This is a genomic window from Pseudomonas sp. Z5-35 (genome assembly GCF_051131945.1).
GTDB lineage: Bacteria > Pseudomonadota > Gammaproteobacteria > Pseudomonadales > Pseudomonadaceae > Aquipseudomonas > Aquipseudomonas marvdashtae.
This window is the reverse complement of the sequence record NZ_CP071640.1, coordinates 521232-543673: the sequence shown is the minus strand read 5'-3', so window position 1 is coordinate 543673 and position 22442 is coordinate 521232. Positions and strand designations below refer to the sequence as shown.

At 61.3% G+C, this 22442-nt stretch carries 22 protein-coding genes; 8 read left to right on the top strand and 14 right to left on the bottom strand.

Annotated features, from left to right (window positions below; translation table 11 throughout):
• Positions 1 to 68: 68 nt before the first annotated feature.
• The 3 genes from J3P95_RS02595 (at position 69) to J3P95_RS02585 (ending at position 2096) form a co-directional block, all read left to right on the top strand.
• Complete coding sequence (locus tag J3P95_RS02595) at positions 69 to 1199, top strand: PepSY-associated TM helix domain-containing protein (RefSeq protein ID WP_434560490.1); 1131 nt, start codon at positions 69 to 71, stop codon at positions 1197 to 1199.
• The gene (locus J3P95_RS02590) at positions 1196 to 1375 is read left to right on the top strand and encodes a hypothetical protein (protein WP_434560488.1); all 180 of its coding nucleotides are present in this window, start codon (positions 1196 to 1198) and stop codon (positions 1373 to 1375) included. The genes J3P95_RS02595 and J3P95_RS02590 overlap by 4 nt, the downstream gene beginning before the upstream one ends.
• A 91-nt stretch (positions 1376 to 1466) precedes the next feature.
• The gene (locus J3P95_RS02585) at positions 1467 to 2096 is read left to right on the top strand and encodes a glutathione S-transferase N-terminal domain-containing protein (RefSeq protein ID WP_434578821.1); all 630 of its coding nucleotides are present in this window, start codon (positions 1467 to 1469) and stop codon (positions 2094 to 2096) included.
• Between the two features lie 181 nt (positions 2097 to 2277).
• Here the strand turns inward: J3P95_RS02585 and creD are convergent, their stop codons facing one another.
• From creD to J3P95_RS02565, 4 genes are all read right to left on the bottom strand, one after another.
• Positions 2278 to 3651 (bottom strand): cell envelope integrity protein CreD, encoded by a 1374-nt coding sequence (creD, locus tag J3P95_RS02580; protein WP_434578823.1) that lies wholly within the window; start codon positions 3649 to 3651, stop codon positions 2278 to 2280.
• Between the two features lie 118 nt (positions 3652 to 3769).
• Positions 3770 to 5188 (bottom strand): two-component system sensor histidine kinase CreC, encoded by a 1419-nt coding sequence (creC, locus tag J3P95_RS02575; RefSeq protein WP_434578825.1) that lies wholly within the window; start codon positions 5186 to 5188, stop codon positions 3770 to 3772.
• The gene (gene creB / locus J3P95_RS02570) at positions 5188 to 5868 is read right to left on the bottom strand and encodes a two-component system response regulator CreB (RefSeq protein ID WP_434560480.1); all 681 of its coding nucleotides are present in this window, start codon (positions 5866 to 5868) and stop codon (positions 5188 to 5190) included. The genes creC and creB overlap by 1 nt, the downstream gene beginning before the upstream one ends.
• Positions 5869 to 5937: 69 nt before the next feature.
• Positions 5938 to 6444 carry an ATP-dependent zinc protease family protein gene (locus tag J3P95_RS02565; RefSeq protein WP_434578827.1) on the bottom strand — a complete coding sequence of 169 codons (507 nt, stop codon included), beginning with the start codon at positions 6442 to 6444 and terminating at the stop codon, positions 5938 to 5940.
• Positions 6445 to 6635: 191 nt separating this feature from the next.
• Here J3P95_RS02565 and J3P95_RS02560 point away from each other — a divergent pair, with 191 nt between their 5' ends.
• On the top strand, positions 6636 to 7523 hold the full coding sequence (locus tag J3P95_RS02560; RefSeq protein WP_434578829.1) for an acyltransferase: 888 nt from the start codon (positions 6636 to 6638) through the stop codon (positions 7521 to 7523).
• Here J3P95_RS02560 and J3P95_RS02555 read toward each other — a convergent pair whose 3' ends face one another.
• Positions 7524 to 8093 carry a DUF2780 domain-containing protein gene (locus J3P95_RS02555; protein ID WP_434578831.1) on the bottom strand — a complete coding sequence of 190 codons (570 nt, stop codon included), beginning with the start codon at positions 8091 to 8093 and terminating at the stop codon, positions 7524 to 7526.
• A 306-nt stretch (positions 8094 to 8399) separates the two neighbouring features.
• Between J3P95_RS02555 and J3P95_RS02550 the strand changes: the two genes are divergently transcribed.
• The 3 genes from J3P95_RS02550 to J3P95_RS02540 all read left to right on the top strand — a co-directional run bounded on the left by J3P95_RS02550 (position 8400) and on the right by J3P95_RS02540 (position 9897).
• Positions 8400 to 8822, top strand: coding sequence for a DUF3757 domain-containing protein (locus J3P95_RS02550; protein ID WP_434578833.1), 423 nt, complete (start codon positions 8400 to 8402; stop codon positions 8820 to 8822).
• 89 nt (positions 8823 to 8911) lie between these two features.
• Positions 8912 to 9487, top strand: a complete 576-nt coding sequence (locus J3P95_RS02545; RefSeq protein ID WP_434560472.1) for a hypothetical protein — start codon at positions 8912 to 8914, stop codon at positions 9485 to 9487.
• A 197-nt stretch (positions 9488 to 9684) separates the two neighbouring features.
• Positions 9685 to 9897, top strand: coding sequence for a cold-shock protein (locus J3P95_RS02540; protein WP_434578835.1), 213 nt, complete (start codon positions 9685 to 9687; stop codon positions 9895 to 9897).
• A gap of 96 nt (positions 9898 to 9993) precedes the next feature.
• Here the strand turns inward: J3P95_RS02540 and fdhA are convergent, their stop codons facing one another.
• From fdhA to J3P95_RS02500, 8 genes are all read right to left on the bottom strand, one after another.
• Positions 9994 to 11193 carry a formaldehyde dehydrogenase, glutathione-independent gene (fdhA, locus tag J3P95_RS02535; protein WP_434560468.1) on the bottom strand — a complete coding sequence of 400 codons (1200 nt, stop codon included), beginning with the start codon at positions 11191 to 11193 and terminating at the stop codon, positions 9994 to 9996.
• Positions 11194 to 11320: 127 nt separating this feature from the next.
• Positions 11321 to 12178: a formyltetrahydrofolate deformylase gene (gene purU, locus J3P95_RS02530; RefSeq protein ID WP_134926133.1), complete on the bottom strand. Its 858-nt coding sequence runs from the start codon at positions 12176 to 12178 to the stop codon at positions 11321 to 11323.
• Between the two features lie 158 nt (positions 12179 to 12336).
• Positions 12337 to 12969: a sarcosine oxidase subunit gamma gene (locus J3P95_RS02525; RefSeq protein WP_305498315.1), complete on the bottom strand. Its 633-nt coding sequence runs from the start codon at positions 12967 to 12969 to the stop codon at positions 12337 to 12339.
• A gap of 59 nt (positions 12970 to 13028) precedes the next feature.
• Positions 13029 to 16046, bottom strand: a complete 3018-nt coding sequence (locus tag J3P95_RS02520) for a sarcosine oxidase subunit alpha (RefSeq protein WP_434578838.1) — start codon at positions 16044 to 16046, stop codon at positions 13029 to 13031.
• On the bottom strand, positions 16043 to 16372 hold the full coding sequence (locus J3P95_RS02515; RefSeq protein WP_014340581.1) for a sarcosine oxidase subunit delta: 330 nt from the start codon (positions 16370 to 16372) through the stop codon (positions 16043 to 16045). The genes J3P95_RS02520 and J3P95_RS02515 overlap by 4 nt, the downstream gene beginning before the upstream one ends.
• Positions 16373 to 16386: 14 nt before the next feature.
• Positions 16387 to 17637 carry a sarcosine oxidase subunit beta gene (locus tag J3P95_RS02510; RefSeq protein WP_003177603.1) on the bottom strand — a complete coding sequence of 417 codons (1251 nt, stop codon included), beginning with the start codon at positions 17635 to 17637 and terminating at the stop codon, positions 16387 to 16389.
• 21 nt (positions 17638 to 17658) lie between these two features.
• Positions 17659 to 18912 (bottom strand): serine hydroxymethyltransferase, encoded by a 1254-nt coding sequence (gene glyA, locus J3P95_RS02505; protein WP_434560464.1) that lies wholly within the window; start codon positions 18910 to 18912, stop codon positions 17659 to 17661.
• A gap of 177 nt (positions 18913 to 19089) precedes the next feature.
• Positions 19090 to 19794: a TraX family protein gene (locus J3P95_RS02500; RefSeq protein WP_434578841.1), complete on the bottom strand. Its 705-nt coding sequence runs from the start codon at positions 19792 to 19794 to the stop codon at positions 19090 to 19092.
• Between the two features lie 196 nt (positions 19795 to 19990).
• Between J3P95_RS02500 and J3P95_RS02495 the strand changes: the two genes are divergently transcribed.
• The gene (locus J3P95_RS02495; protein ID WP_434560460.1) at positions 19991 to 21031 is read left to right on the top strand and encodes a low specificity L-threonine aldolase; all 1041 of its coding nucleotides are present in this window, start codon (positions 19991 to 19993) and stop codon (positions 21029 to 21031) included.
• Between the two features lie 192 nt (positions 21032 to 21223).
• Here the strand turns inward: J3P95_RS02495 and gbcB are convergent, their stop codons facing one another.
• Entirely contained in the window at positions 21224 to 22324 is a 1101-nt protein-coding gene (gbcB, locus tag J3P95_RS02490) for a glycine-betaine demethylase subunit GbcB (protein WP_434578843.1), read from the bottom strand.
• Between the last annotated feature and the right edge of the window lie 118 nt (positions 22325 to 22442).

Genomic DNA, 22442 nt, shown 5'->3' with positions numbered 1-22442 from the left:
ACAGTTAGCATTTGCAAAACCCTCAGAGGGTCATGCACCAGCATGACCCTTTTGCATTCGGATCAATCATGAAAAGCAAAACCATTCGCCGCTGGTCCTTCGTCCACACCTGGAGCAGCCTGATTTGCACGGTGTTCCTGCTGATGCTGGCGATCACCGGGCTGCCGTTGATTTTCCATCATGAAATCGAGCACCTGCTGGGTGACGCGCCAGAGCTGCGGGAAATGCCAGCAGGCACGCCGCCATTGGATCTTGCGCAACTGGTGGAAAAAGCCAAGGCTCATCGTCCGGGTGAAGTGGTCCAATATTTTGGCTGGGACGAAGACGACCCCAACGGCGTCATTACCATCATGGCGCCGACGCCGGGCACCGAACCCAACTCCTCCCACACCTTCATGCTCGACGCGCGCACCGGCGAAGCCCTGGAAATGCCCTCGGCGAACGGCGGCTTCATGATGGTCATGCTGCGCCTGCACGTGGATATGTTCGCCGGGCTGCCGGGCAAATTGCTGCTGGCATTCATGGGCTTTTTGTTTGTGATCGCCATTATTTCCGGGGTGGTGTTGTACCTGCCGTTCATGCGGCGGTTGAAGTTCGCCACGGTGCGCCAGGACAAATCCACGCGCCTGCGCTGGCTAGACCTGCACAACCTGATCGGCGTGGTCACTCTGGTCTGGGCGCTGACTGTCGGCGTGACCGGCGTGATCGCAGCCTGCGCCGACTTGATCATCGCCGCGTGGCGCAACGACAGCCTCAGCGCCATGGTCGAACCCTATCGCAACGCCCCACCGCTGACACAATTGGCCCCAGCCACCCGATTGCTGGACATCGCCAAGGACGTCGCGCCGGGCATGGAGCCGAGTTTCATCGCCTTCCCCGGCACGCTGTTTTCCAGCGAGCACCATTACAGCGTCTTCATGAAGGGCGACACCCACCTGACCTCGCATCTGCTGACGCCTGTGTTGATCGATGCGACCACCCTGGACGTCACCGCCGTGGCCGAGCGGCCGTGGTACATGGACGTGATGAGCCTGTCCCTGCCGTTGCATTTCGGCGACTACGGCGGCCGGCCGATGCAGATTTTCTGGGCGACCCTGGACGTGCTGACGATTATCGTCCTGGGCAGTGGTGTTTACCTGTGGCTGGTACGGCGTAAAGCCGCCAAGCGCGCAACGGTCGGCGCGGAGGTTGCCCCGTGAGGCCTCGGCAGTCGAGTTTCTGGAAAGTGTTTGGTATCCCGGTGGCGATCGGCGCGCTTAGCGCGGCAGGACTGTTTTCAGCGCTGCTAGGCGATGGGGCGTGGGATGCGGTGAGCTGGGTTGGATTGGGAATCCCAACCGTTCTAGGGACTTGGGGGTTAATTAAACGAGGATGACTCGCCGAGCACAGCGGGACTCAACTGGCCGCTCGCCAGCCGCTGCCTAACTGTCTAGGCTACGCCTAGCCCGTCAACCGAGGATGTCTGCATGTCCACCCCCAGCATGACCCTGTTCCATAACCCTGCTTCGCCCTTCGTCCGCAAGGTCCTGGTGCTGCTGCACGAAACCGGCCAGCAGGACCGCGTGGCCTTGCAGCTCAGCCAACTCACGCCGGTCAAGCCCGACCGAGCGCTGATCGGCGACAACCCGCTGAGCAAGATCCCGGCCTTGCGCCTGGCCAACGGGAACGTGATCCACGACAGCCGCGTCATCCTCGACTACCTCGACCACCAGCACGTCGGCAACCCATTGATTCCCCGGGATGGCGCGGCCCGCTGGCGGCGCCTGACCCTGGCCTCGCTGGCCGACGGGATCATGGATGCAGCGGTGATGATCCGTTACGAAACCGCGCTGCGCCCCGCGGAAAAACATTGGGACGAATGGCTCGACGCGCAACGCGACAAGATTCGCCGCGCCGTGGCCACCCTTGAAGCCGAAGCGATTGCCGAACTGGCCAGCCATTTCGACGTCGCCTCCATCAGCGTGGCGTGCGCCGTGGGTTACCTGGACTTGCGCCACCCAGACCTGGAGTGGCGCAAGGCCAATCCCCAGCTGGCGCAGTGGTTTGCCGAAGTCAGTTTGCGGCCTTCGATGATCGAAACGGTGTCCAAGGTTTAAATCTGCCTCGGCTCTACAGGCCTTTTTGCGAGCAAGCCCCTTCCCGCGTGTCTTGCCTGTTGCTTGTGGGAGCGGGATTGCTCGTGAACCGGCCAACACGGTTGAGCCGCAAACAAACCGGTAATCAGCGCCACCAACCTCATCCCCTCACGCTGATCGTCCCGCAAACCCAACGACCGGCTCATTTCATCTCCCCCAGATCGAAGCTCATCGCAGCTGCGGGCTTCGCCCCGACCCCGTACCAGTCCAGCTTGCGCGTCAGCACCATGAACACCCCGAGCAGGCCGAACAGCAGCAGCGAGCCCATCAACAGCGCATAGTCCTCAGCGCTCAGCAGGCCGTAGAGCAAACCGTACAACCCCACCAGGCCCGCCGAAAAACCCAGGCCGTGACTCACGCTGCGCAACACATGGCAGACATAGAACCCGATCAGCACCACGCAAGCACTGGCCGATACCAGGTACGCCAAGGTGAAGCCGATGTGTTCCGACAGCGACAGCAGCAACAGGTAGAAGAATGCCAGCGCCACACCGACCAACGCGTACTGGACAGGATGCACCGCCAGGCTCTTGAGCACTTCGAAGAGGAAGAACCCGGCGAAGGTCAGCGCGATGAACAGCAGCGCATATTTGATCGCCCGGTCGCTTTTCAGATACTGATCCACCGGGTCGACGAAACTCACGCCAAAGGCCCGGCTGCGGAACGCCTCGCAGCCGTCGCTTGGGTCACAGGCTTGCAGTGTTTCCAAGAGGTTGGTGGAGAAGAACGAGGTCTGCCAATCAGCGCTGAAACCCTGCTCATTGATTTCGCGTTTGACCGGCAAATAGTTGCCGATGAAGCTGGGGTGCGGCCAGTCGGCGGCTAGATGAACCTTGGTGGACTTGCCCACCGGCAGGATTTGCAACTCGCCGGTGCCTTGCAGGCGCAGGTCGAAACCGAACGTCAACTCAGGGCTGCCCTGGGCGGTGATCATCGGCAGCGGCACATGGACGCCCTGCCCTAGCCAGCCGAGCCGCGAGCCGGGCAGGAAGTCCACCGCCTGCTGGTTCAGCGTCAGGGTCAACGCATTCTCGATGCCGCGGATGTCGCTGATCCCGACACTCAGGTACGGCTCGTCGAAGCGATAGTCGGCAAAATCCTTCGGGGCGATGCCATAGCGTTCCGGCACTTTGAAGCGCCCATCGATCCGATTGTCGGCATGGAATAATCGCGCTTCGTAGATACCCCGGGCCCGGGTTTCGGTGCGGATCTGGCCGTCGAGTTCGAATTGCTCCGGCAGAAAATACATCTCACCCGTTTGCTCGACGGTTTCCAGGAACCGCACGCCGGTCTTCTCATTGGTGTTCCAGACTTTCACGTCCTTGCGAAACGGCACCACGATCATCGGCCCGATCAACTGCTGGCTGTGGCTGGAGCTGCGGGCGATGTCCTGCAGCACTCCATCACGCAGCTCCTGACGCTCGTCAATCAGGCCGTTGATCATCAACAGCGGGATCATCAGCAAAAGAATCAATAGGGCGATCATGCCCAGTTTTATGGCGAGACTGCGGTTCATGTAGGGCTCTCCCTGTTCGAATGGGGAGAGTCTGGCGGCGCCTTGTGGAAAGTTTATGAGGGGAATGTGGAAATTGTGTGGAGACTGCATTCACCTGATCAACGTGAAGCCTGTGGGTTCAGGGCAAACGGAGCACCACCTCAACTCCACCCTCGACATTGCCGATGGCGAATTCGCCACCGTGCAACTGCACCACTTCCTCGACGAAGTTCAAGCCCAGCCCTGTGCTCTTGCGACCGGTACCTGGGCGCGGCAAGGAATAGAACCGTTCGCTCAGGCGCGGCAGCGCGTAGTCGGGAATCGGCTCGGCCTGATTGAACAACCGGAGCTCGACGCGCTTGCCGAGGCGCTCGGCGCTGATGCGCAACAGCCCTTCGACCGGGGTGAAGTCCAAGGCATTTTCCAGCAAGTTGCCCAAGGCCTGACGCAACAAGAACGCTTCCCCAGTCAGCGTCAGGTCGGCGGCTATGTGCCGCTCTATGCGCAACTGACGGTTTTCGATCCAGCCACCGCGGGCTTCGAGCAGCTCATCCACGAGCGCCGCCAACGGCACCTCGACGATGTCCTCTAGCCCCTGGCGCTGCTCGACTTGGGCCAGGTTCAGCAGGCGTTCGATCAATTGCTGCATGCGCACGCTTTCGCTGTCGATATTGCTGACAAAACGTTGGTGCTGGGCCGCGGGCATGTCGCTCTGGAGCAGCTCGGCGGCGCCGCGAATTGCGGCCAGCGGGCTCTTGAGTTCGTGGGTCAGGGTGTGGACATAACGCTCGACGTAAGCCTTGCCTTCGAGTTGGGTGCGCATGTGTTCAACGGCGCCCGCCAGTTGCTCGAACTCACCGCCGCGATAATGCGGCACCTCCACCCGACGTCCTTGGCTGACCGCCTGGGCGTAGCTCGTCAAACGGCGAAGTGCCGCGCTGAGCCACCACGACAACGCCGCGCCCAGCAACAGGCCCAGGCCGATCAGCCCGGCGCCATAGAGCAGCAGACGCCGTTCCGTGCGATCGATATAAGGTCGCAGCGAACTGTTAGGCTTGGCGACGGTGACCACGCCGATGATCCGGCCGTTGTCGCGGATCGGTGCCCCGACGTGCATCACCGAGGACGCCGGATCATCCGGATCACTGCGCGTCGAACGGGCGCCGTAGTGGCCGCGCAGGGTCAGGTAGACGTCATTCCAGCGTGAATAATCCTGGCCCACCGCTACACCGCTAGAATCGAGCACCACAATGCCGTCGGCATCAGTGACGTAGATGCGATGGCTGACCTGGTTTTTTGGCAGCCCCCAGATCGTCGCCGCCGGCTGGCGCTCACCGTAGGATTTGAGCAATTGCGGCCAGCGATTCTGGCTGAGCGTCCCAGCCTTGAAGTCGTCCCGCAGGATCTCGGCCATCAGGTTGGCCGTGTCCACCAGCGTCTCTTCGGTTGACTGGCGCACGCCGGGGCGGATTTCCTCCATCACCGTGTTGAGTACGAAGTAACCGGCCAAGCCGATAAACAGCACGTAGGCCAGGAAAATCCGAATGCCCAGCGGCATCAGCTGTGTCCCGGGCTGTAGCTGTAGCCCAGGCCCCGGTGGGTCTGGATCGGCTCGGCCTCGGCCCGGACCAGGCGCAACTTGGCGCGCAGGCTCTTGATGTGGCTGTCGATACTGCGCTCGTAGCCGGCATCGCTGGCCACGCCCAGGGCATCGAGCAACTGTTCGCGGCTGAAGACCCGTTCGGGTTGCTCCAACAGGCAGTGCAACAGGCGAAACTCATGGCGAGTGAGGTTCAACGGTTTGCCGCGATAGCTGATTTGCACTCGATCGTTGTCCACCTGGAACAATGCCGAACCCGTTTCCGCGACAGGCCTTGGCGCCACTCGCTTGAGGATGGCACGGACCCTGGCGGCCACTTCACGAGGACTGAAGGGCTTGACCACGTAATCATCGGCGCCGATCTCCAATCCCACCACCCGGTCGATCTCGCCATCCCGAGCCGTAAGAAAAATTACCGGAACGTCGCTGAAACGTCTGAGATTTTTACACGTCTCGAAACCGCTGATATCCGGCAGGCCCACGTCGAGAATAATCAGGTCCGCCGGGGTGTTTTTCTGGTGCTCGAGGGCGGCTGCGCCAAGGCTCAACCAAGTGGTGTCGAAGCCCTCGCCCTGCAGGGCAAACACCAGCGTATCGGCGATAGCAGCTTCGTCTTCGACAATCAGAATATGAGGCATGGCGTCCGAGCCCGACAGTAAAGTTGCCGGAACGGTGCCCCAAGCCCAGGAGCACGTCAATCGGGGAAATCAACAGTTGGGTTTATCCGCGGTAAACCGCCGCGCCGGGTTGACCGCCGCTTTGAATTCGCGCAGGGCTTTGGCGCCGATCAGCAGCGGGTAGTTGAAGCTGCTGCGGTCAGTCAAATTGACCTCGACGGTGCGCTTGACGTTGCCCAGGCACATTCCCAGTTCCACCACCGGACGTTTGCTGGGTGCGATTTTTTCATCGTCGTCCTCGTCCTCTTCGGAACGGGTCTTGATCTTGCTGATGCGCGCGACCTTGTGCTCGTAGATTTTGTTGCTCGCGTCCTTGGTCGCCAGGCGAAACCGCACCCAGTCATCGCCATCCCGGGTAAATGTCTCGATGTCCTTGGCCGACAGCGAGGCGGTCAACGCACCGGTGTCCATCTTGGCCTTGAGCACTTCGCCGCCGATTTCCGGTAGCGCGATGTATTCGTAGCGCCCGTACAGGGTGGGCTCGGCGGCGAGCACGGGAAGGGCCACCAGGGAAAGCAGGGCTAGCATGGATTTCATGTAAGAGCTTCCGTTGTGGGAGTGGGATTTTAGACCGTGGCCGACGAATTCGTTCGGTTGATCGCACACCTGTGGGCGAGGGAGCCAGCCCAGTCTAACCAAGCCAAAGTGAAACTTGCGTCCGAGCCAATTTGGCCTGCCGCCCGAAGCTTGCTTATCATGGCCCGCCCAACCGTTTGCAAGAGTCATTTATGCGCCGCCTGCTCACCGGCTGTTTCGTCACCCTGTTGCTGTTGCTCAACACCCTGGTGCTGTTCGGGCCGCTCATGGTGTTTGCATTGCTCAAGCTGATCCTGCCCGGACGCTTTCGCGACTATGCCTCGTGGGCAGTGATGTGGATCGCCGAGACCTGGGCGGAAATCGACAAGCTGATCTTTGCCCTGTGCATTCCCACTCAATGGGACATCCGCGGCGGTGGAGGCTTGCGCAGCGACACTTCTTACCTGGTGATCAGCAATCACCAGTCGTGGGTGGACATTCCTGCCCTGGTCCAGGCCCTCAACCGGCGCACGCCGTTCTTCAAGTTCTTCCTCAAGAAAGAACTGATCTGGGTGCCGTTCCTGGGGCTGGCCTGGTGGGCGTTGGATTACCCGTTCATGAAGCGCTACACCAAGGCGTTCCTGGCAAAGAACCCGGAGCTGGCCGGCAAAGACCTGGAAATCACCCGGCAAGCCTGTGAGCTGTTCAAGCGCCAACCGGTCACCGTGGTCAACTACCTCGAAGGCACCCGCTTCACGGCCGCCAAAAGCCAACAGCAACAGTCGCCCTTCGCCCACCTGCTCAAGCCCAAGGCCGGCGGTGTGGCGTTCGTGCTGGCGGCAATGGGCGAACAACTGGACGCGGTGCTGGACGTGACGGTGGTGTATCCGCAACAGCGGATACCTGGGTTTTGGGATTTGATCAGCGGCGCCGTGCCAAAGGTCATCATCGACATCCAGACCCGCGAGCTGGATCCTGCGCTGTGGCAGGGCGACTACGAAAACGACCCGGTGTTTCGCCAATTCGTCCAGCAATGGGTCAACCAACTCTGGGCCGAAAAGGACCGGCGCATCGCCGCGTTGCGCAACGAACGCAACTGATCAGATACCAGCGCCAGTGCCCCAAATACCGCCGAGGTTTTGCAGCAGCGAGCTGGCCACGCCCTGTTGGCCGAGGTATTGCAGGATGATCGGGGCAAATTGGCCAATCATGCCGCTGTCCATGCCCAGCGCGCTGAAGGCATTGTTCAGGTCGCCAGTGTCCTTGACGTTACCCAGCAGGCCGTCGAGCAAGGCGTTCTTGTCCGACCCGGCGCCGAGCAAACCGCCCAGGCCGTTGAGCCCGCCGATGGCGCTGTTGCCGGCGATCTGATCCAGTCCCGGCACGCTTTTGCTCAGTTCGGAAAACTGCGGCTCGCTGAGCCGATTCTTTGCCAGCCCCAACATCGCTCCGGCGCCGCCCACGGCCTGTTCCGGTGTGATCTTCAGCTCCGAGCCCAAGGTGTTAAGCAAGCCGGCGGCTTTCGGCGCAGCGGCCACGGCACCCTCCTGCTCGTCGCCTTGCATGGCGGACAAGACGTTGGCCGCGTCACCCAGGTTGAACTGCGCGAACGCCGGGCTGGCTGCCAATGACAGCAGGCAGGACAGTACAAAACCGCTTGAAACTTTCATGCGACATCCTCGATCACCGCGAAAAAGCCGCTTCGTAAGAAGCGGCGCAAAAGCACGGCGTTGGACTGAGGCAAATAGCGATTGTTCCGTCGTGGCGTTTATATCTATTCCCACATCAAGTTAAGAATCGCCCTACAACCATATCTGAAATTCCAGCTCTCCCGCTTAATATTCTTCGCTATAACAGCGCACCGATAAATATCCCCACATAATTCAGAATTGACATAAAGGACTGTCTACTCCGACAGTGGTCCGGCCCGGACAGAGCTGTAAATATCGAGCATGACCGAGCCAGGAGGCGCGTAGATGTTAAATAAATGGGCGCTGGGCGCAGGATTATTAGTTGGAATGACCAGCCAAGTTTACGCCGACCAAATAACATGCCCTGCCGTCGCCGATATACAGCGAAATATTGAGGCATTAGAAGATGTCTTCTTTGTCGATGAAACGAACGACCTCGACTGGCAAAGCCAAAGCCTGGTGAATGTAGTCAGCCCTGCTTTATTGTTATTCAACGGAGCCGAGTACGTCGTCCACGAAAACGACGATCAACCACTCATCGCACGTACTACCTTTACCTGTAAATACGGCGAGATAAATTTAATCCTGAAGGATATCCAGATGCAGGTTCCGTCATTCTCGCCATGGGTAAACAACCGTTGTGAAAGCCCTGACGTTCATCGCTGCGAGTTAATTAATGCTGATTACTTCCAAGTCAATTTTGAGTAGCGTAATTCATCGAGCGCCCGACTTTTCACCCCCCTGCCCTTCAAGACTCCGTTACCGTACAGTGCCGTGTCTCCCAACAGAGTTTCTCCATGAACGTAAAAATCGGCGGAGCCACCCTTGCCGTCATCCTGACAGGCATGCTCATCGTCCTGGGCGTCAACGAATGCCAGCGTGGGCCCTTGAACCCCGAGCTAGCGGACAACATCAGCGAAGAGCAAAAGGCCTGGCTGACCATCGAACACCGCATCAAACGCTCCGACCCGACCCTGACAGACGTGACCCGGGACCAGCATACGCTGACCGTACTTTACCGTCCGGGCGCTTGCGCGGATGACTGCGAGCCCTGGGTTGCACACATGCTGCGGGTTGTCGGCCACGGCCTGGCGGCGCTCAACAATGCGCCGGGGGGCAAGCAGTACACGCAAGTGACGGTCAAGGCGCGGATCCTTGCCGATGATGATGTGGAACTGGTCTATGACATGCCGGGGTTTGACGCCATCAAGACTCAACAAGGCGGATACGAAACCTTTGCCGGCATGCCCCGCAGCCTGAAATCCAGCGGTGACGCCCTGGTCCAGGCGCAAGCCTATTGCCAAGGCCCTAGCGCCAAAGGTTTCTACCCTGAGTTCTGCGAACGGGTCGGGACCGCAACTGCCCAGCAGTAGCCGCATGACTGCGGCGCCAGTCATCCGACTATCAACGCGCAAACCGTTATTTCCTCTCGGTATTGCCTACTGTCAACGTTGACAGTAGGCAACTGTTCATACGGTCCCTAAGCTCAGCCGTGACAACGAAAACAAGGCTCTGGGCGAACCACAGTCCCTGTGCCTTTCTTCATTCGGGCAAGCAGGAAGAATAAAAAATGAGCGACCGAGTCAAAGGAACCGTGAAGTGGTTCAACGATGCGAAGGGCTATGGCCTCATCACTTGCGGCAAAGGAAGCGATGAGTTGTTCGTTCATTACTCGGCGATAGATGGCGAGGGTTATAAAACGTTGAAACAGAAGCAGACCGTTTCGTTTGAAGCCCAGAAGGGGGACAAAGGCATGCAAGCCTCGAGAGTGATGCCGGAATAAAAACCCCGTCCATGTTCACGAGATCGGAGCTAGGGAACAAGCACAGCGGAAAAAGGCGACCGAAGTCGCCCTTTCCCCGTCTTGCCCTTCTACTGCTTACGCCGCACTGAACAATTTGTGCGGGTCAATCACAAACTTCTTCGGCACGCCCGCATCGAACTCGCCATAGCCCTTCGGCGCGTCATCCAGGCTGATCACTTGCACGCCAACGATTTCAGCAATGTTGATACGGTCCCACATGATCGCCTGCATCAGTTGGCGGTTGTACTTCATCACCGGGGTCTGGCCGGTGTGGAAGCTGTGGGATTTGGCCCAGCCCAGGCCGAAGCGGATGCTCAGGCTGCCCATCTTGGCCGCTGCATCGACAGCGCCCGGGTCTTCGGTGACGTAGAGGCCGGGGATGCCGATCTTGCCGGCGACGCGGACCACGCCCATCAACGAGTTGAGCACGGTAGCCGGGGCTTCGTGCTTGACGCCGTCGTGGCCGTGGCCGCGGGCTTCGAAGCCTACCGCATCGACGGCGCAGTCCACTTCCGGCTCGCCCAGCAATGCGGCGATCTGTTCGTGCAACGGCGTGTCGGTGGACAGGTCGGCAATTTCGAAACCCTGGGCCTTGGCGTGAGCCAGGCGAACCGGGTTGACGTCGCCGATGATCACCACCGCCGCGCCCAACAGGCGCGCGGAAGCGGCGGCCGCCAGGCCAACCGGGCCGGCACCGGCGATGTAGACCGAGCTGCCAGGGCCAACACCGGCGGTGACGGCGCCGTGGTAGCCGGTCGGCAGGATATCGGACAGGCAGGTCAGGTCACGGATTTTCTCCATGGCCTTGTCGCGGTCCGGCAGTTTCAGCAAGTTGAAATCGGCGTACGGCACCAGCACGTATTCGGCCTGGCCGCCGGTCCAGTCGCCCATGTCCACGTAACCGTAGGCACCGCCGGCACGGGCCGGGTTGACGGTCAGGCAGACACCAGTGTGTTGCTCCTTGCAGGAACGGCAGCGTCCGCAAGCCACGTTGAACGGCACCGACACCAGGTCACCGATTTTCAGGTTCTCGACGTCGCTGCCCTTCTCGATCACTTCACCGGTGATCTCGTGGCCCAGGACCAGGCCGGTCTGGGCAGTGGTACGACCGCGCACCATGTGTTGATCGGAGCCGCAGATGTTGGTGGAGACCACGCGCAGGATGACGCCGTGCTCGATCTTTCTGCCGCGCGGGTCCTGCATTTTTGGATAGTCGATTTTCTGTACTTCGACCTTGCCGTTGCCGAGATACACGACACCACGATTACCAGACATGTCAGTCACCTCTGTATTTGTTGTTGTAAAGAAAGTGAATTTAGCTTCAAGCGGCAAGCTACAAGCCGCAAGAAGCACGCATACCGCCTTTTCTTGCGGCTTGAAGCTTGTAGCTTGTAGCTTGAAGCTAAAGCACCACCGTCCTATTGGCGTTCAGGAACACTCTTCGCTCGATGTGATACCCCACGGCCCGGGCCAACGTCAGCCCTTCGATGTCCCGGCCCTTGGCGATCAGGTCTTCGGGATAATGGCTGTGGTCCACCACTTCGACGCCCTGGGCGATGATCGGACCTTCGTCCAGGTCGTTGTTGATGTAGTGCGCCGTAGCGCCCACCAGTTTCACGCCTTTGTTGTAGGCCTGGTGATACGGCTTCGCGCCCTTGAAGCCCGGCAGCAACGAGTGATGAATGTTGATCGCCTTGCCGTCGAGCTTGCGGCACAGCTCCGGCGACAGCACTTGCATGTAGCGGGCAAGGATCACCAGCTCGGCGCCGGTGTCTTCGATCACCTGCCACACCTGTCGCTCCTGGGAGGGCTTGTCGTTCGGGTCCAAGGGGAAATGGTAGTAGGGAATCTGGTGCCAGTCGGCCAGCGGCTTTAGGTCGGGATGGTTGGATACCACGGCTACCACATCCATGGACAACTGGCCGATGCGCTGGCGGTAGAGCAAGTCGTTGAGGCAGTGATCGGCCTTGGAGACCATGATCACCACTTTCGGCCGGTAGTTGGGCGGCGTCAGTTCGAAGACCATGCCGAAGGCTTGCGCCCGCTCCGCTAATCCCGCACGAAAGCTCTGCTCGTCGAAACCGTCGGGCTGGCGAAACTCCACGCGAATGAAGAAACGCGCCGAGAGCCGGTCGTCGAAGGAATGGTGTTCGGTGACATAGCAGCCCTGCTCGAACAGAAAGCGGGTCACCGCGTCCACCGTGCCGAGCACGCTGGGGCAATCGGCAGTCAAGATCCATGTATCCGGGGCGCGGCTCATTGCGGTGACTCCTGTTCGAATTTAACGAAGCGACACAAAACCCGTGGCGAGGGAGCTTGCTCCCGCTCGGTTGCGTAGCAACCGCCAAAAAGCGAGGGCCGCTACGCGCCCCAGCGGGAGCAAGCTCCCTCGCCACAACCGCATTCCAAGGCCAAGAATCAAGCCTGCACGCTCAGCCCATACTCAGCCGCCGCATCCTGCAACCACAGCCACCAGTAATCGGAGAAGCTGCGGCGGATCACCAGTTCCCAGGTGTCTTCGGCGGTGTGGCGAATCACCAGTTGCGACTTGGCGAACACCGTGCCCACGGCCTTGCCCACCGGGAAGTTGCTTGGGTGTACATCGTAGCTGGTGGATTTCATCAGCACATCGCGCACGTTCGGGCCGGACAGTTCGAGGATCTGCTGGCCGCCGCTGACGTTGACGATCTGGATGTGCAGGTCGCCGAGGGCTTCACGCAGGTTCTTCTCGGCGGCGAATTCCTCACCGCTCGGCACCACCAGCAGCCACTCATCCGGGCCCAGCCATTGCAGGCTGGTTTCACCCTTGACGATGACGGCCAGCGCACCTGGCAATTCCAGGCCCAGGGCTTTATGCACACCAGCGGCGAACGCCGGGTCGTGGCCGTCGCCACGAATAGTCAGGTGGCCGAGGAGTTTTTTCTCGCGCACGGTCACACCGGCGTTCTTGCGGCCTTTGCCCACCAGGCTTGCGAGGTCGGCATGGTGCAGCGACGACTCGGCCTTGGCCCCGGTGGTTGGGCGTTGTTGGTACACGTTGACTGCGGTCATATGGAGCACCTGTCTCGTAGATTGATCGTCCCCACGCTCTGCGTGGGAACGGTCAGGTATCAAATATTCTGCCGATCGCCCTTCGGATCGAAGAACACCGAAGAAACGATCTCTGCCTCGATCACCCGGCCATCGGCCAATGGCGCGAACACCCGCTCGCCCATCCGCTTGAGGCCGCCCTTGACCACACCCATGGCAAATGAATAACCCAGGGAGTTGTGGGCATAGCTGGAGGTCACGTGGCCCACCATGGTCATCGGGATCGCCTGCTTGGTGTTGAACACCAGTTGCGCGCCTTCCGGCAGCCAGACATTCGGGTCGATCGGCTTGAGGCCTACCAATTGCTTGCGCTCTTCACGCACGCAATCTTCGCGATTCATGCCGCGCCAGCCGATCCACGAGAACGGTTTGGTCCGGCCGACACACCAGCCCATGTTCAGGTCGTCCGGGGTCATCGAGCTGTCCGTGTCTTGACCGACGATGATGAAGCCCTTCTCGGCCCGCAGTACGTGCATGGTCTCGGTGCCGTACGGGGTCAGGTTGTACTTCTTCCCGGCCTCGGCGATCTGCTCGAGCACGCCCATGGCGTAGTCGGCCTGCACGTTGATTTCGTACGACAGTTCACCGGTGAACGAGATCCGGAACACCCGTGCCGGCACGCCGCCCACCAGGCCTTCCTTCCAGGTCATGAACGGGAATGCGTCCTTGTCCAGGTCGATGTCGGTGACGTCGCCCAGCAGCTTGCGGCTGTTGGGCCCCGACAGGGTCATGGTCGCCCAGTGGTCGGTGACCGAGGTGAAGTACACCTTCAGGTCCGGCCATTCGGTCTGGTGATAGATCTCCAGCCATTGCAGCACGCGTGCCGCGCCGCCGGTGGTGGTGGTCATGAGGAAGTGGTTGTCCGCCAGACAGGCCGTTACGCCGTCGTCGAAGACCATGCCGTCTTCCTTGCACATCAGGCCATAGCGGGCCTTGCCCACGTCGAGCTTGGTCCAGGCGTTGGTGTAGACGCGGTTGAGGAACTCGCGGGCATCCGGGCCCTGGATGTCGATCTTGCCCAGGGTCGAGGCGTCGAGCAGGCCGACGCTGTCACGCACGGCCTTGCATTCGCGCTTGACCGCGGCATGCAGGTCTTCGCCGTTCTTCGGGAAGTACCAAGGGCGCTTCCACTGGCCGACGTCTTCAAACTCGGCACCGTTTTTCACATGCCAGGCCTGCAGCGCGGTGTAACGCACCGGCTCGAAGATGTGCCCACAGTGCCGGCCCGCCACCGCGCCGAAGGTCACCGGCGTGTAGTTCGGACGGAACATGGTGGTGCCCATCTGCGGGATGCTTACGTTCAGCGAACGGGCCGCGATGGCCAGGCCGTTGACGTTGCCCAGCTTGCCCTGGTCAGTGCCGAAGCCCAGTGCGGTGTAGCGCTTGACGTGTTCAACCGATTCGAAGCCTTCGCGGGTGGCAAGTTCGATGGCGGCGGCGGTGACGTCGTTCTGCAGGTCGACGAATTGCTTCGGCCCCCGTGCAGTGGATTTTTCGTGAGGCACCTGGAACAGCGCCAGGGTCGGCTCTTCGTGACGGCTCAGGGCCTTTGGCAACACGCCCTCCACGGCCTTGAAGCCGGCTTCGCTGGCCGCGCGCACGCCGCCTTCAAAACCGTCGGCCAAGCTATCCCCGAGGCTGTAGACGCCGTTCACACCACCGACGCACACGCGCTTTTGCGGTGCTTCGCCCGGCACGAAACCGAGGATGTCTTCACGCCAGATCGGCTTGCCGCCCAGGTGCGAAGCCAGGTGGACCACCGGACTGTAGCCGCCGGAACTGGCCACCAGGTCGCAGTCCAGCCATTCGCCTGGACTGGTGACTTTGTGGGCGCGAACGTCGATCGCGGCAACACGTGCCCCGGTGACGCGCTTGCTGCCACGGGCCTCGATCACGGCGCTGCCGGTGAGGATGCGGATGCCCTTGGCACGGGCTTCTTCCACCAGCGCACCACGCGGGTTACTGCGGGCGTCGGCGACGGCAACCACTTGCAGGCCGGCGTCGAACCAGTCCAGGGCGACGCGATAGGCGTGGTCGTTGTTGGTGCTCAGCAGCAGTTTCTTGCCCGGTGCCACGCCGTAGCGACGCACGTAGGTGGACACCGCACCGGCCAGCATGTTGCCCGGCACGTCGTTGTTGCCGTAGACCAGCGGGCGCTCGCAAGCACCAGTCGCCAGCACCACGCGCTTGGCGCGAACGCGGTTGATGCGCTGGCGGACCTGGCCGATCGGTGCGCGGTCGCCGAGGTGGTCGGTGAGGCGCTCATGGATGGTCAGGAAGTTATGGTCGTGGTAGCCGTTCACCGTGGCGCGAGGCAGCAACACCACTTCCGGCATCGACTGCAGTTCAGCCACCGCAGCCGCGACCCATTCGGTCGCCGGCTTGCCGTCCAGGCTTTCGCGGGAGTCGAGCAGGCTGCCGCCGAACTCTTCCTGCTCATCCGCCAGGATGACGCGTGCACCGCTGCGAGCCGCGGCCAACGCGGCGGCCAAGCCGGCAGGGCCGGCCCCGACGATCAGCACGTCGCAGTGACGGTTCATGTAGTCGTAGGTGTCCGGATCGTTCTCGGTCGGTGAGCGACCCAGCCCTGCGGCCTTGCGGATGTACTTCTCGTAAGTCATCCAGAACGATTGCGGGTACATGAAGGTTTTGTAGTAGAAGCCCGGCGGCATCAGCTTGCCGCCGACCTTGCCGAGAATCCCCATCATGTCATTGTTCACGTTCGGCCAGCCGTTGGTGCTGGTGGCGACCAAACCCTGGTACAGCGCCTGTTGCGTGGCGCGCACGTTCGGAATCTGCGTGGCTTCGGTGGCACCGATCTGCAGCACCGCGTTCGGCTCTTCCGCGCCGGCGGCATAAATACCGCGCGGCCGGGAATACTTGAAGCTGCGACCGATGATGTCGACACCGTTGGCCAGCAGCGCGGCGGCCAGGGAATCGCCCTCGAAGCCTTTGTAGGTCTGGCCGTTGAAAGTGAAGCTCAGCGCTTTGTTGCGGTCGATCCGTCCGCCGTTGGACAGGCGATTGATCTGGCTCATACCTTCTCTCCCAGAGCCTGTGCAGCCGCTTTCGGACTGTCAGCCTTGTCGGTGAACTGCGGCTTTTGGCCGATCTTGTAGGTTTCGAGAATCTCGTAGGTCACGGTGTCGCGGGTCACGTTGAAGTACTGGCGGCAACCGGCGACGTGGTCCCACAGTTCATGGTGCAACCCGCGTGGGTTGTCACGGAAGAACATGTAGTCGCCCCACTCCTCATCGGTGCAGGCGTTCGGATCCAGCGGACGCGGGATGTGCGCCTGGCCAGATGCATGGAATTCCTCTTCGGAGCGCAGTTCGCCGCAGTGAGGACAGAAGATGTGCAACATAGGGATTTCTCCTGTTAGTGGGCGACGGCAGCAGCGCCGTGTTCGTCGATCAGTGCGCCGTTGTGGAAACGGTCGATGGAAAACGGCGCGGCCAGCGGGTGCATTTCACCCTTGGCCAGGCTTGCAGCGAAGACGTTGCCCGAACCCGGGGTGGCCTTGAAGCCGCCGGTGCCCCAACCGCAGTTGAAGAACATGTTCGGCACCGGGGTCTTGGAGATGATCGGGCAGGCGTCCGGCGTGGTGTCGACGATGCCGCCCCACTGACGGTTCATGCGTACGCGGGACAACACCGGGAACATCTCGACGATGGCCTGGACGGTGTGCTCGATCACCGGGTACGAGCCACGCTGGCCGTAGCCGTTGTAGCCGTCGATACCGGCGCCGATCACCAGGTCGCCCTTGTCGGACTGGCTGATGTAGCCGTGCACGGCGTTGGACATGATCACGCTGTCGATGATGGGCTTGATCGGCTCGGACACCAACGCTTGCAGCGGGTGGGATTCGATCGGCAGGCGGAAGCCCGCGAGCTTGGCCATGTGCCCGGAGTTACCGGCGGTGACGACGCCGACGCGCTTGGCACCGATGAAGCCTTTGTTGGTTTCCACGCCGATGCACACGCCGTTTTCCTTGCGGAAACCGATGACTTCGGTCTGCTGGATCAGATCCACGCCCAACGCGTCCGCCGCCCGGGCAAAGCCCCAGGCCACGGCATCGTGACGGGCCACGCCGCCGCGACGCTGGACGGTCGCGCCCATCACCGGGTAGCGGGTATTTTTCGAGCAATCCAGGTACGGGATCTCGTCGGCCACTTGCTTGGCGTTGAGCAGCTCGCCGTCCACGCCATTGAGGCGGTTGGCGCTGACGCGACGCTCGGAATCACGGATGTCCTGCAGGGTGTGGCACAGGTTGTAGACGCCACGCTGGGAAAACATCACGTTGTAGTTCAGGTCCTGGGACAGGCCTTCCCAGAGTTTCATCGCGTGTTCGTACAGGTGGGCCGATTCGTCCCACAGGTAGTTGGAGCGCACGATGGTGGTGTTGCGTGCGGTGTTACCGCCACCCAGCCAGCCCTTCTCGACCACGGCCACGTTGGTGATACCGTGTTCCTTGGCCAGGTAGTAGGCGGTCGCCAGGCCATGCCCGCCACCGCCGACGATGACCACGTCGTAGACCTTTTTCGGAGTCGGCGTGCGCCACATCCGCTGCCAGTTCTCGTGATGGCTGAGAGAGTGTTTGAAGAGGCCGAAGCCCGAATAGCGTTGCATAGTGATTACTCCAAAACCGACTCAGCGATAAACCGGGAAGTCCGCGCACAGGGCCGCCACTTGCTGCGCGACATTGGCCTCGACATCGGCGTCGCCGAGGTTGTCGAGAATGTCGCAGATCCAGCCGGCCAGGGTGACGCACTGGCTGACCTTGAAGCCGCGCGTGGTCACCGCCGGGGTGCCGATGCGCAGGCCCGAAGTCACGAACGGCGATTGCGGGTCGTTCGGCACGGCGTTCTTGTTGACGGTGATGTGGGCGCGGCCCAGGGCGGCGTCGGCGTCCTTGCCAGTCAAGCCCTGGCGAATCAGGCTGACCAGGAACAGGTGGTTATCGGTGCCGCCGGACACTACATCGTAGCCGCGCTTGATGAACACGCCAGCCATGGCCTGGGCGTTGTCGATCACTTGCTGCTGATAGGCCTTGAAGCCAGGCTCCAGCGCTTCCTTAAAGCACACCGCCTTACCGGCGATCACGTGCATCAGCGGGCCACCCTGGGCACCGGGGAACACCGCGGCGTTGAGTTTTTTCTCGATTGCTTCGTTGGCCTTGGCCAGGATCAGGCCGCCGCGTGGACCGCGCAGGGTCTTGTGGGTGGTGGTGGTGACCACGTCGGCGTAAGGCAGCGGATTAGGATACAGGCCAGCGGCAACCAGGCCGGCGACGTGCGCCATGTCGACGAACAACAAGGCACCCACCTTGTCGGCGATCTGGCGGAAGCGCGGGAAGTCGAGGGTCTTGGAATAAGCCGAGAAGCCGGCGACGATCATTTTCGGTTTGCACTCGACCGCCAGGCGCTCGACTTCGTCGTAGTCGATCAGGCCGGTGTCGGTGTTGATGCCGTATTGCACAGCGTTGTACAGCTTGCCCGAGGACGACACTTTCGCGCCATGGGTCAGGTGACCGCCGTGGGCCAGGCTCATGCCCAGGATGGTGTCGCCCGGCTGGATCAGCGCCAGGTACACGGCGCTGTTGGCCGATGAGCCTGAGTGCGGCTGGACGTTGGCGTAATCGGCGCCGAACAGCTGCTTGGCGCGTTCGATGGCCAGGGCTTCGACTTTATCGACGTGCTCGCAGCCGCCGTAGTAGCGCTTGCCTGGATAGCCTTCGGCGTATTTGTTGGTCAAGCCGCTGCCCTGGGCCTGCATCACGCGCTTGCTGGTGTAGTTTTCCGACGCGATCAGCTCGATGTGATCTTCCTGGCGTTGCTCTTCGGCGTTCATCGCCGCCAGCAGCGCATCATCGTAGCCTTGAATTTGGTCTTGTTTGCTGAACATCGCGTCTCTCCCAGCGGCGGCAGTGCGCCTTTCGTCTCGGTGAGGCACGGACCGTTTCGGTCGTGCCCTTTGGATGCGATGGTATGGCCGGCGCAGGCAGGTCAAATGCCTATGGACGCCACGCAAAGGTGCGTTTACGACATGGGATCAAATCGAATGGAACACCGGCCACAAGGGTCAAGTGGCAATCTGGCGAACCGCGAGCAACAGCAGGAAATGCGCGGGGTACAACGCATAGGCCCAGCGCCGCATCGCTGGCGGCTGAAAACGACCCGCCTGTCGCAAAAGCAAGAGCCCGAGCCCTGGCGCGATCAGGCAAGCCACCAGTCCCCACGACGCCACCGCATCCCCCAGCCATGCCGCGCCATACAACACCCGCCATTGATTGGCCGCCACGCAGACCATCCCCGGTAGCAACGCGAAATACCAGGGCCGACGAAACACCAGCAACATCGTCAGCGGCAGCAGCACGCCGTAGAACCCGAACATCAACCGTGACGAGCACAGCGCCGCCAGCAGCAGCGCCGCCACCGCCAGGCATCGCGCCTCCAACGTAGGGGTTTGCCAACTGCGCGCCACCAACAGTCCCAGCACCAGCGTCGGCATCACGTTCAACGTCGTGGGCTGGGGAATGAACAAGCGGTAGGGGATTTCACTGATGGCGCTGAACAGCAACAGCCAGCCCAGGTAGCGCCATGGAAGCGAGCTGGCGCCGTTGCGTGCGAGGTTGGCCGCCATTGCCAGGCAGAACCAGGGAAATGCCAAGCGGCCCAGCACATAGAGCCAATCGGCGGAAAAACCGACATATCGCAGATGATCGAGGACCATCGCCAACAGTGCCAGCCACTTGAGCAGGTCCAGCGCACCTTCGCGCCGACTCATGTGTACAGCGGCCCGCTGATTTTGTGATTTTCTGACCGAAACATCCCGTGTGCTCCCTCGCTAATCTTGGGTAAAGTGCGCGCCACTATTGAACACGGCGTTCTGCACTCAAGGTTCGCCGGACCGCGGAATTCTCCATCCGGGAATTCCACCAGGGATCTCTTTATCCAGGACTCTCTATTCAAGGAGCAAGGCCATGACCGACAAGAGTCAACAATTCGCCAGCGACAACTATTCCGGCATTTGCCCCGAAGCCTGGGCGTTTATGGAAAAAGCCAACCAGGGCCACCAGCGCGCCTATGGCGACGACGAATGGACCCACCGCGCGGCGGATGATTTCCGTGCCCTGTTCGAAACCGACTGCGAAGTTTTCTTCGCGTTCAACGGTACCGCCGCTAATTCCCTGGCCCTGTCATCGTTGTGCCAGAGTTACCACAGCGTGATCTGCTCTGAAACCGCCCACGTCGAAACCGACGAATGCGGCGCGCCGGAATTTTTCTCCAACGGTTCCAAGCTGCTGGTGGCGCGCACCGAAAACGGCAAGTTGACTCCCGAGTCGATCCGCGAGATCGCCCTCAAGCGCCAAGACATCCACTACCCCAAGCCGCGCGTGGTGACCCTGACCCAGGCCACGGAAGTCGGCAGCGTCTATACGCCGGAAGAAATCCGCGCCATCAGCGTCACCTGCAAGGAACTGGGGCTGAACCTGCACATGGACGGCGCGCGCTTCTCCAACGCCTGCGCCTTCCTCGGCTGCACCCCGGCCGACCTGACCTGGAAGGCCGGCGTGGACGTGTTGTGCTTCGGCGGGACGAAAAACGGCATGGCAGTGGGCGAGGCGATCCTGTTCTTCAACCACGACCTGGCTGTGGACTTCGACTACCGCTGCAAGCAGGCCGGGCAATTGGCTTCGAAAATGCGCTTCCTGTCCGCGCCGTGGGTCGGATTGCTGCAAAACGACGCCTGGCTCAAGCACGCCCGCCATGCCAACCACTGCGCCCAATTGCTGGCGCAACTGGTCAGCGACATTCCTGGCGTCGAGCTGATGTTCCCGGTCCAGGCCAACGGCGTGTTCCTGCAACTCTCGGAACCGGCCATCGCCGCCCTGACCGCCAAGGGCTGGCGCTTCTACACCTTCATCGGCAAGGGCGGTGCACGCTTCATGTGCTCGTGGGACACCGAAGAAGCGCGGGTGCAGGAATTGGCGGCGGATATTCGGGAAGTGATGAGCGCCTGAAGCAACGACCGATATCTTCAGGCCTTGAAGCTTTGAAGCTTTTGTGGCGAGGGAGCTTGCTCCCGCTGGGGTGCGCAGCAGCCCCATGCGGCCTATCAGTTAATTCGTGCTTTCGGGATGACGACTGCTGCGCAGCCGAGCGGGAGCAAGCTCCCTCGCCACAGGGGGCTCACCGCTACCAGGATGGGCAGATCAAAACTCAATCCGCACATCCCCCTTCGGCACGCTGCAGCACGACAGAATGTAACCCTCGGCCTCGTCATCTTCGGTGATCCCGCCGTTGTGCTCCATTTCCACTTCCCCGCCCAGTTTCAATACTTTGCAGGTGCCGCAGATGCCCATGCCGCAAGCCTTGGGGATCATCATGCCGAGCTTGGCGGCGGCGGCGTGTACGGTTTCTCCCGGCCCTACGCGGATGCTCTTGCCCGAGGAGGTGAACTCCACCAGGTGCAGGTCCGCGGCATCGACCTGCGGAGCGTCGGCCGCCTGTTCGGCCTGCTCCACTGCATCGGCACGGGCTTCCGGTGGCGTGGCGCCGAAGGATTCCTCGTGATAACGCTTCATGTCGTAACCAGCCGCTTCCAGCAGGCGCTTGACCGCGCTCATGTACGGCGTCGGGCCGCAGCAGAACACTTCGCGCTCAAGGAAATCGGGCACCATCAGTTCCAGCATTTTATGGTTCAGGTAACCGCGGTAACCGGCCCACGGCTCGCCCAGGCCATGCTTTTCGCAGATCAGGTGCAAGCTGAAGTTGTCGATCCGCGACGCCATGTGCTCCAGCTCGCGGTGGTAGATGATGTCCTTGGGCGAGCGAGCGCTGTGGACGAAGGTCATGTCGACGTTGGCGTTGGTGTCGTAGAACCAGCGGGCCATGGACATGCATGGCGTGATTCCGACGCCACCGCTGAGGTACAGGACCTTCGGGCTCGGGAAATCCATGGCATTGAACAACCCCACCGGCCCGTGCACCGCCAGTTCCTGGCCTTCGTGCAGCGTGTCGTGCAGCCAGTTGGAAACCTTGCCCCCCGGCACGCGCTTGATGGTCACCGAGAAGCTGTAGGGCACCGACGGCGAACTGGAGATGGTGTAGGAACGCATGATCGGCTGGCCTTCGATTTCCAGCTCCAGGGTGACGAACTGCCCGGGCTTGAAAAAGAACAGGATCGGCTGGTCGGCCATGAAGCAGAAGGTGCGCACATCCCAGGTTTCCTGGATGACTTTGACGCAACGAACGATATGTCGGCCATTGGCCCAGGTCTGGGTGGTGACCGGGTTCAGGAAAGTATTGGACATGCTGATCTCCACGGCCGACTGTCGGCCTTCATGATGGCGATTGTGCGCAGGCGCCTGCGCCGCCATTTACCTATCTGCGACATTCACATACTTATCGCGACCAGCCCCCTATTACCGG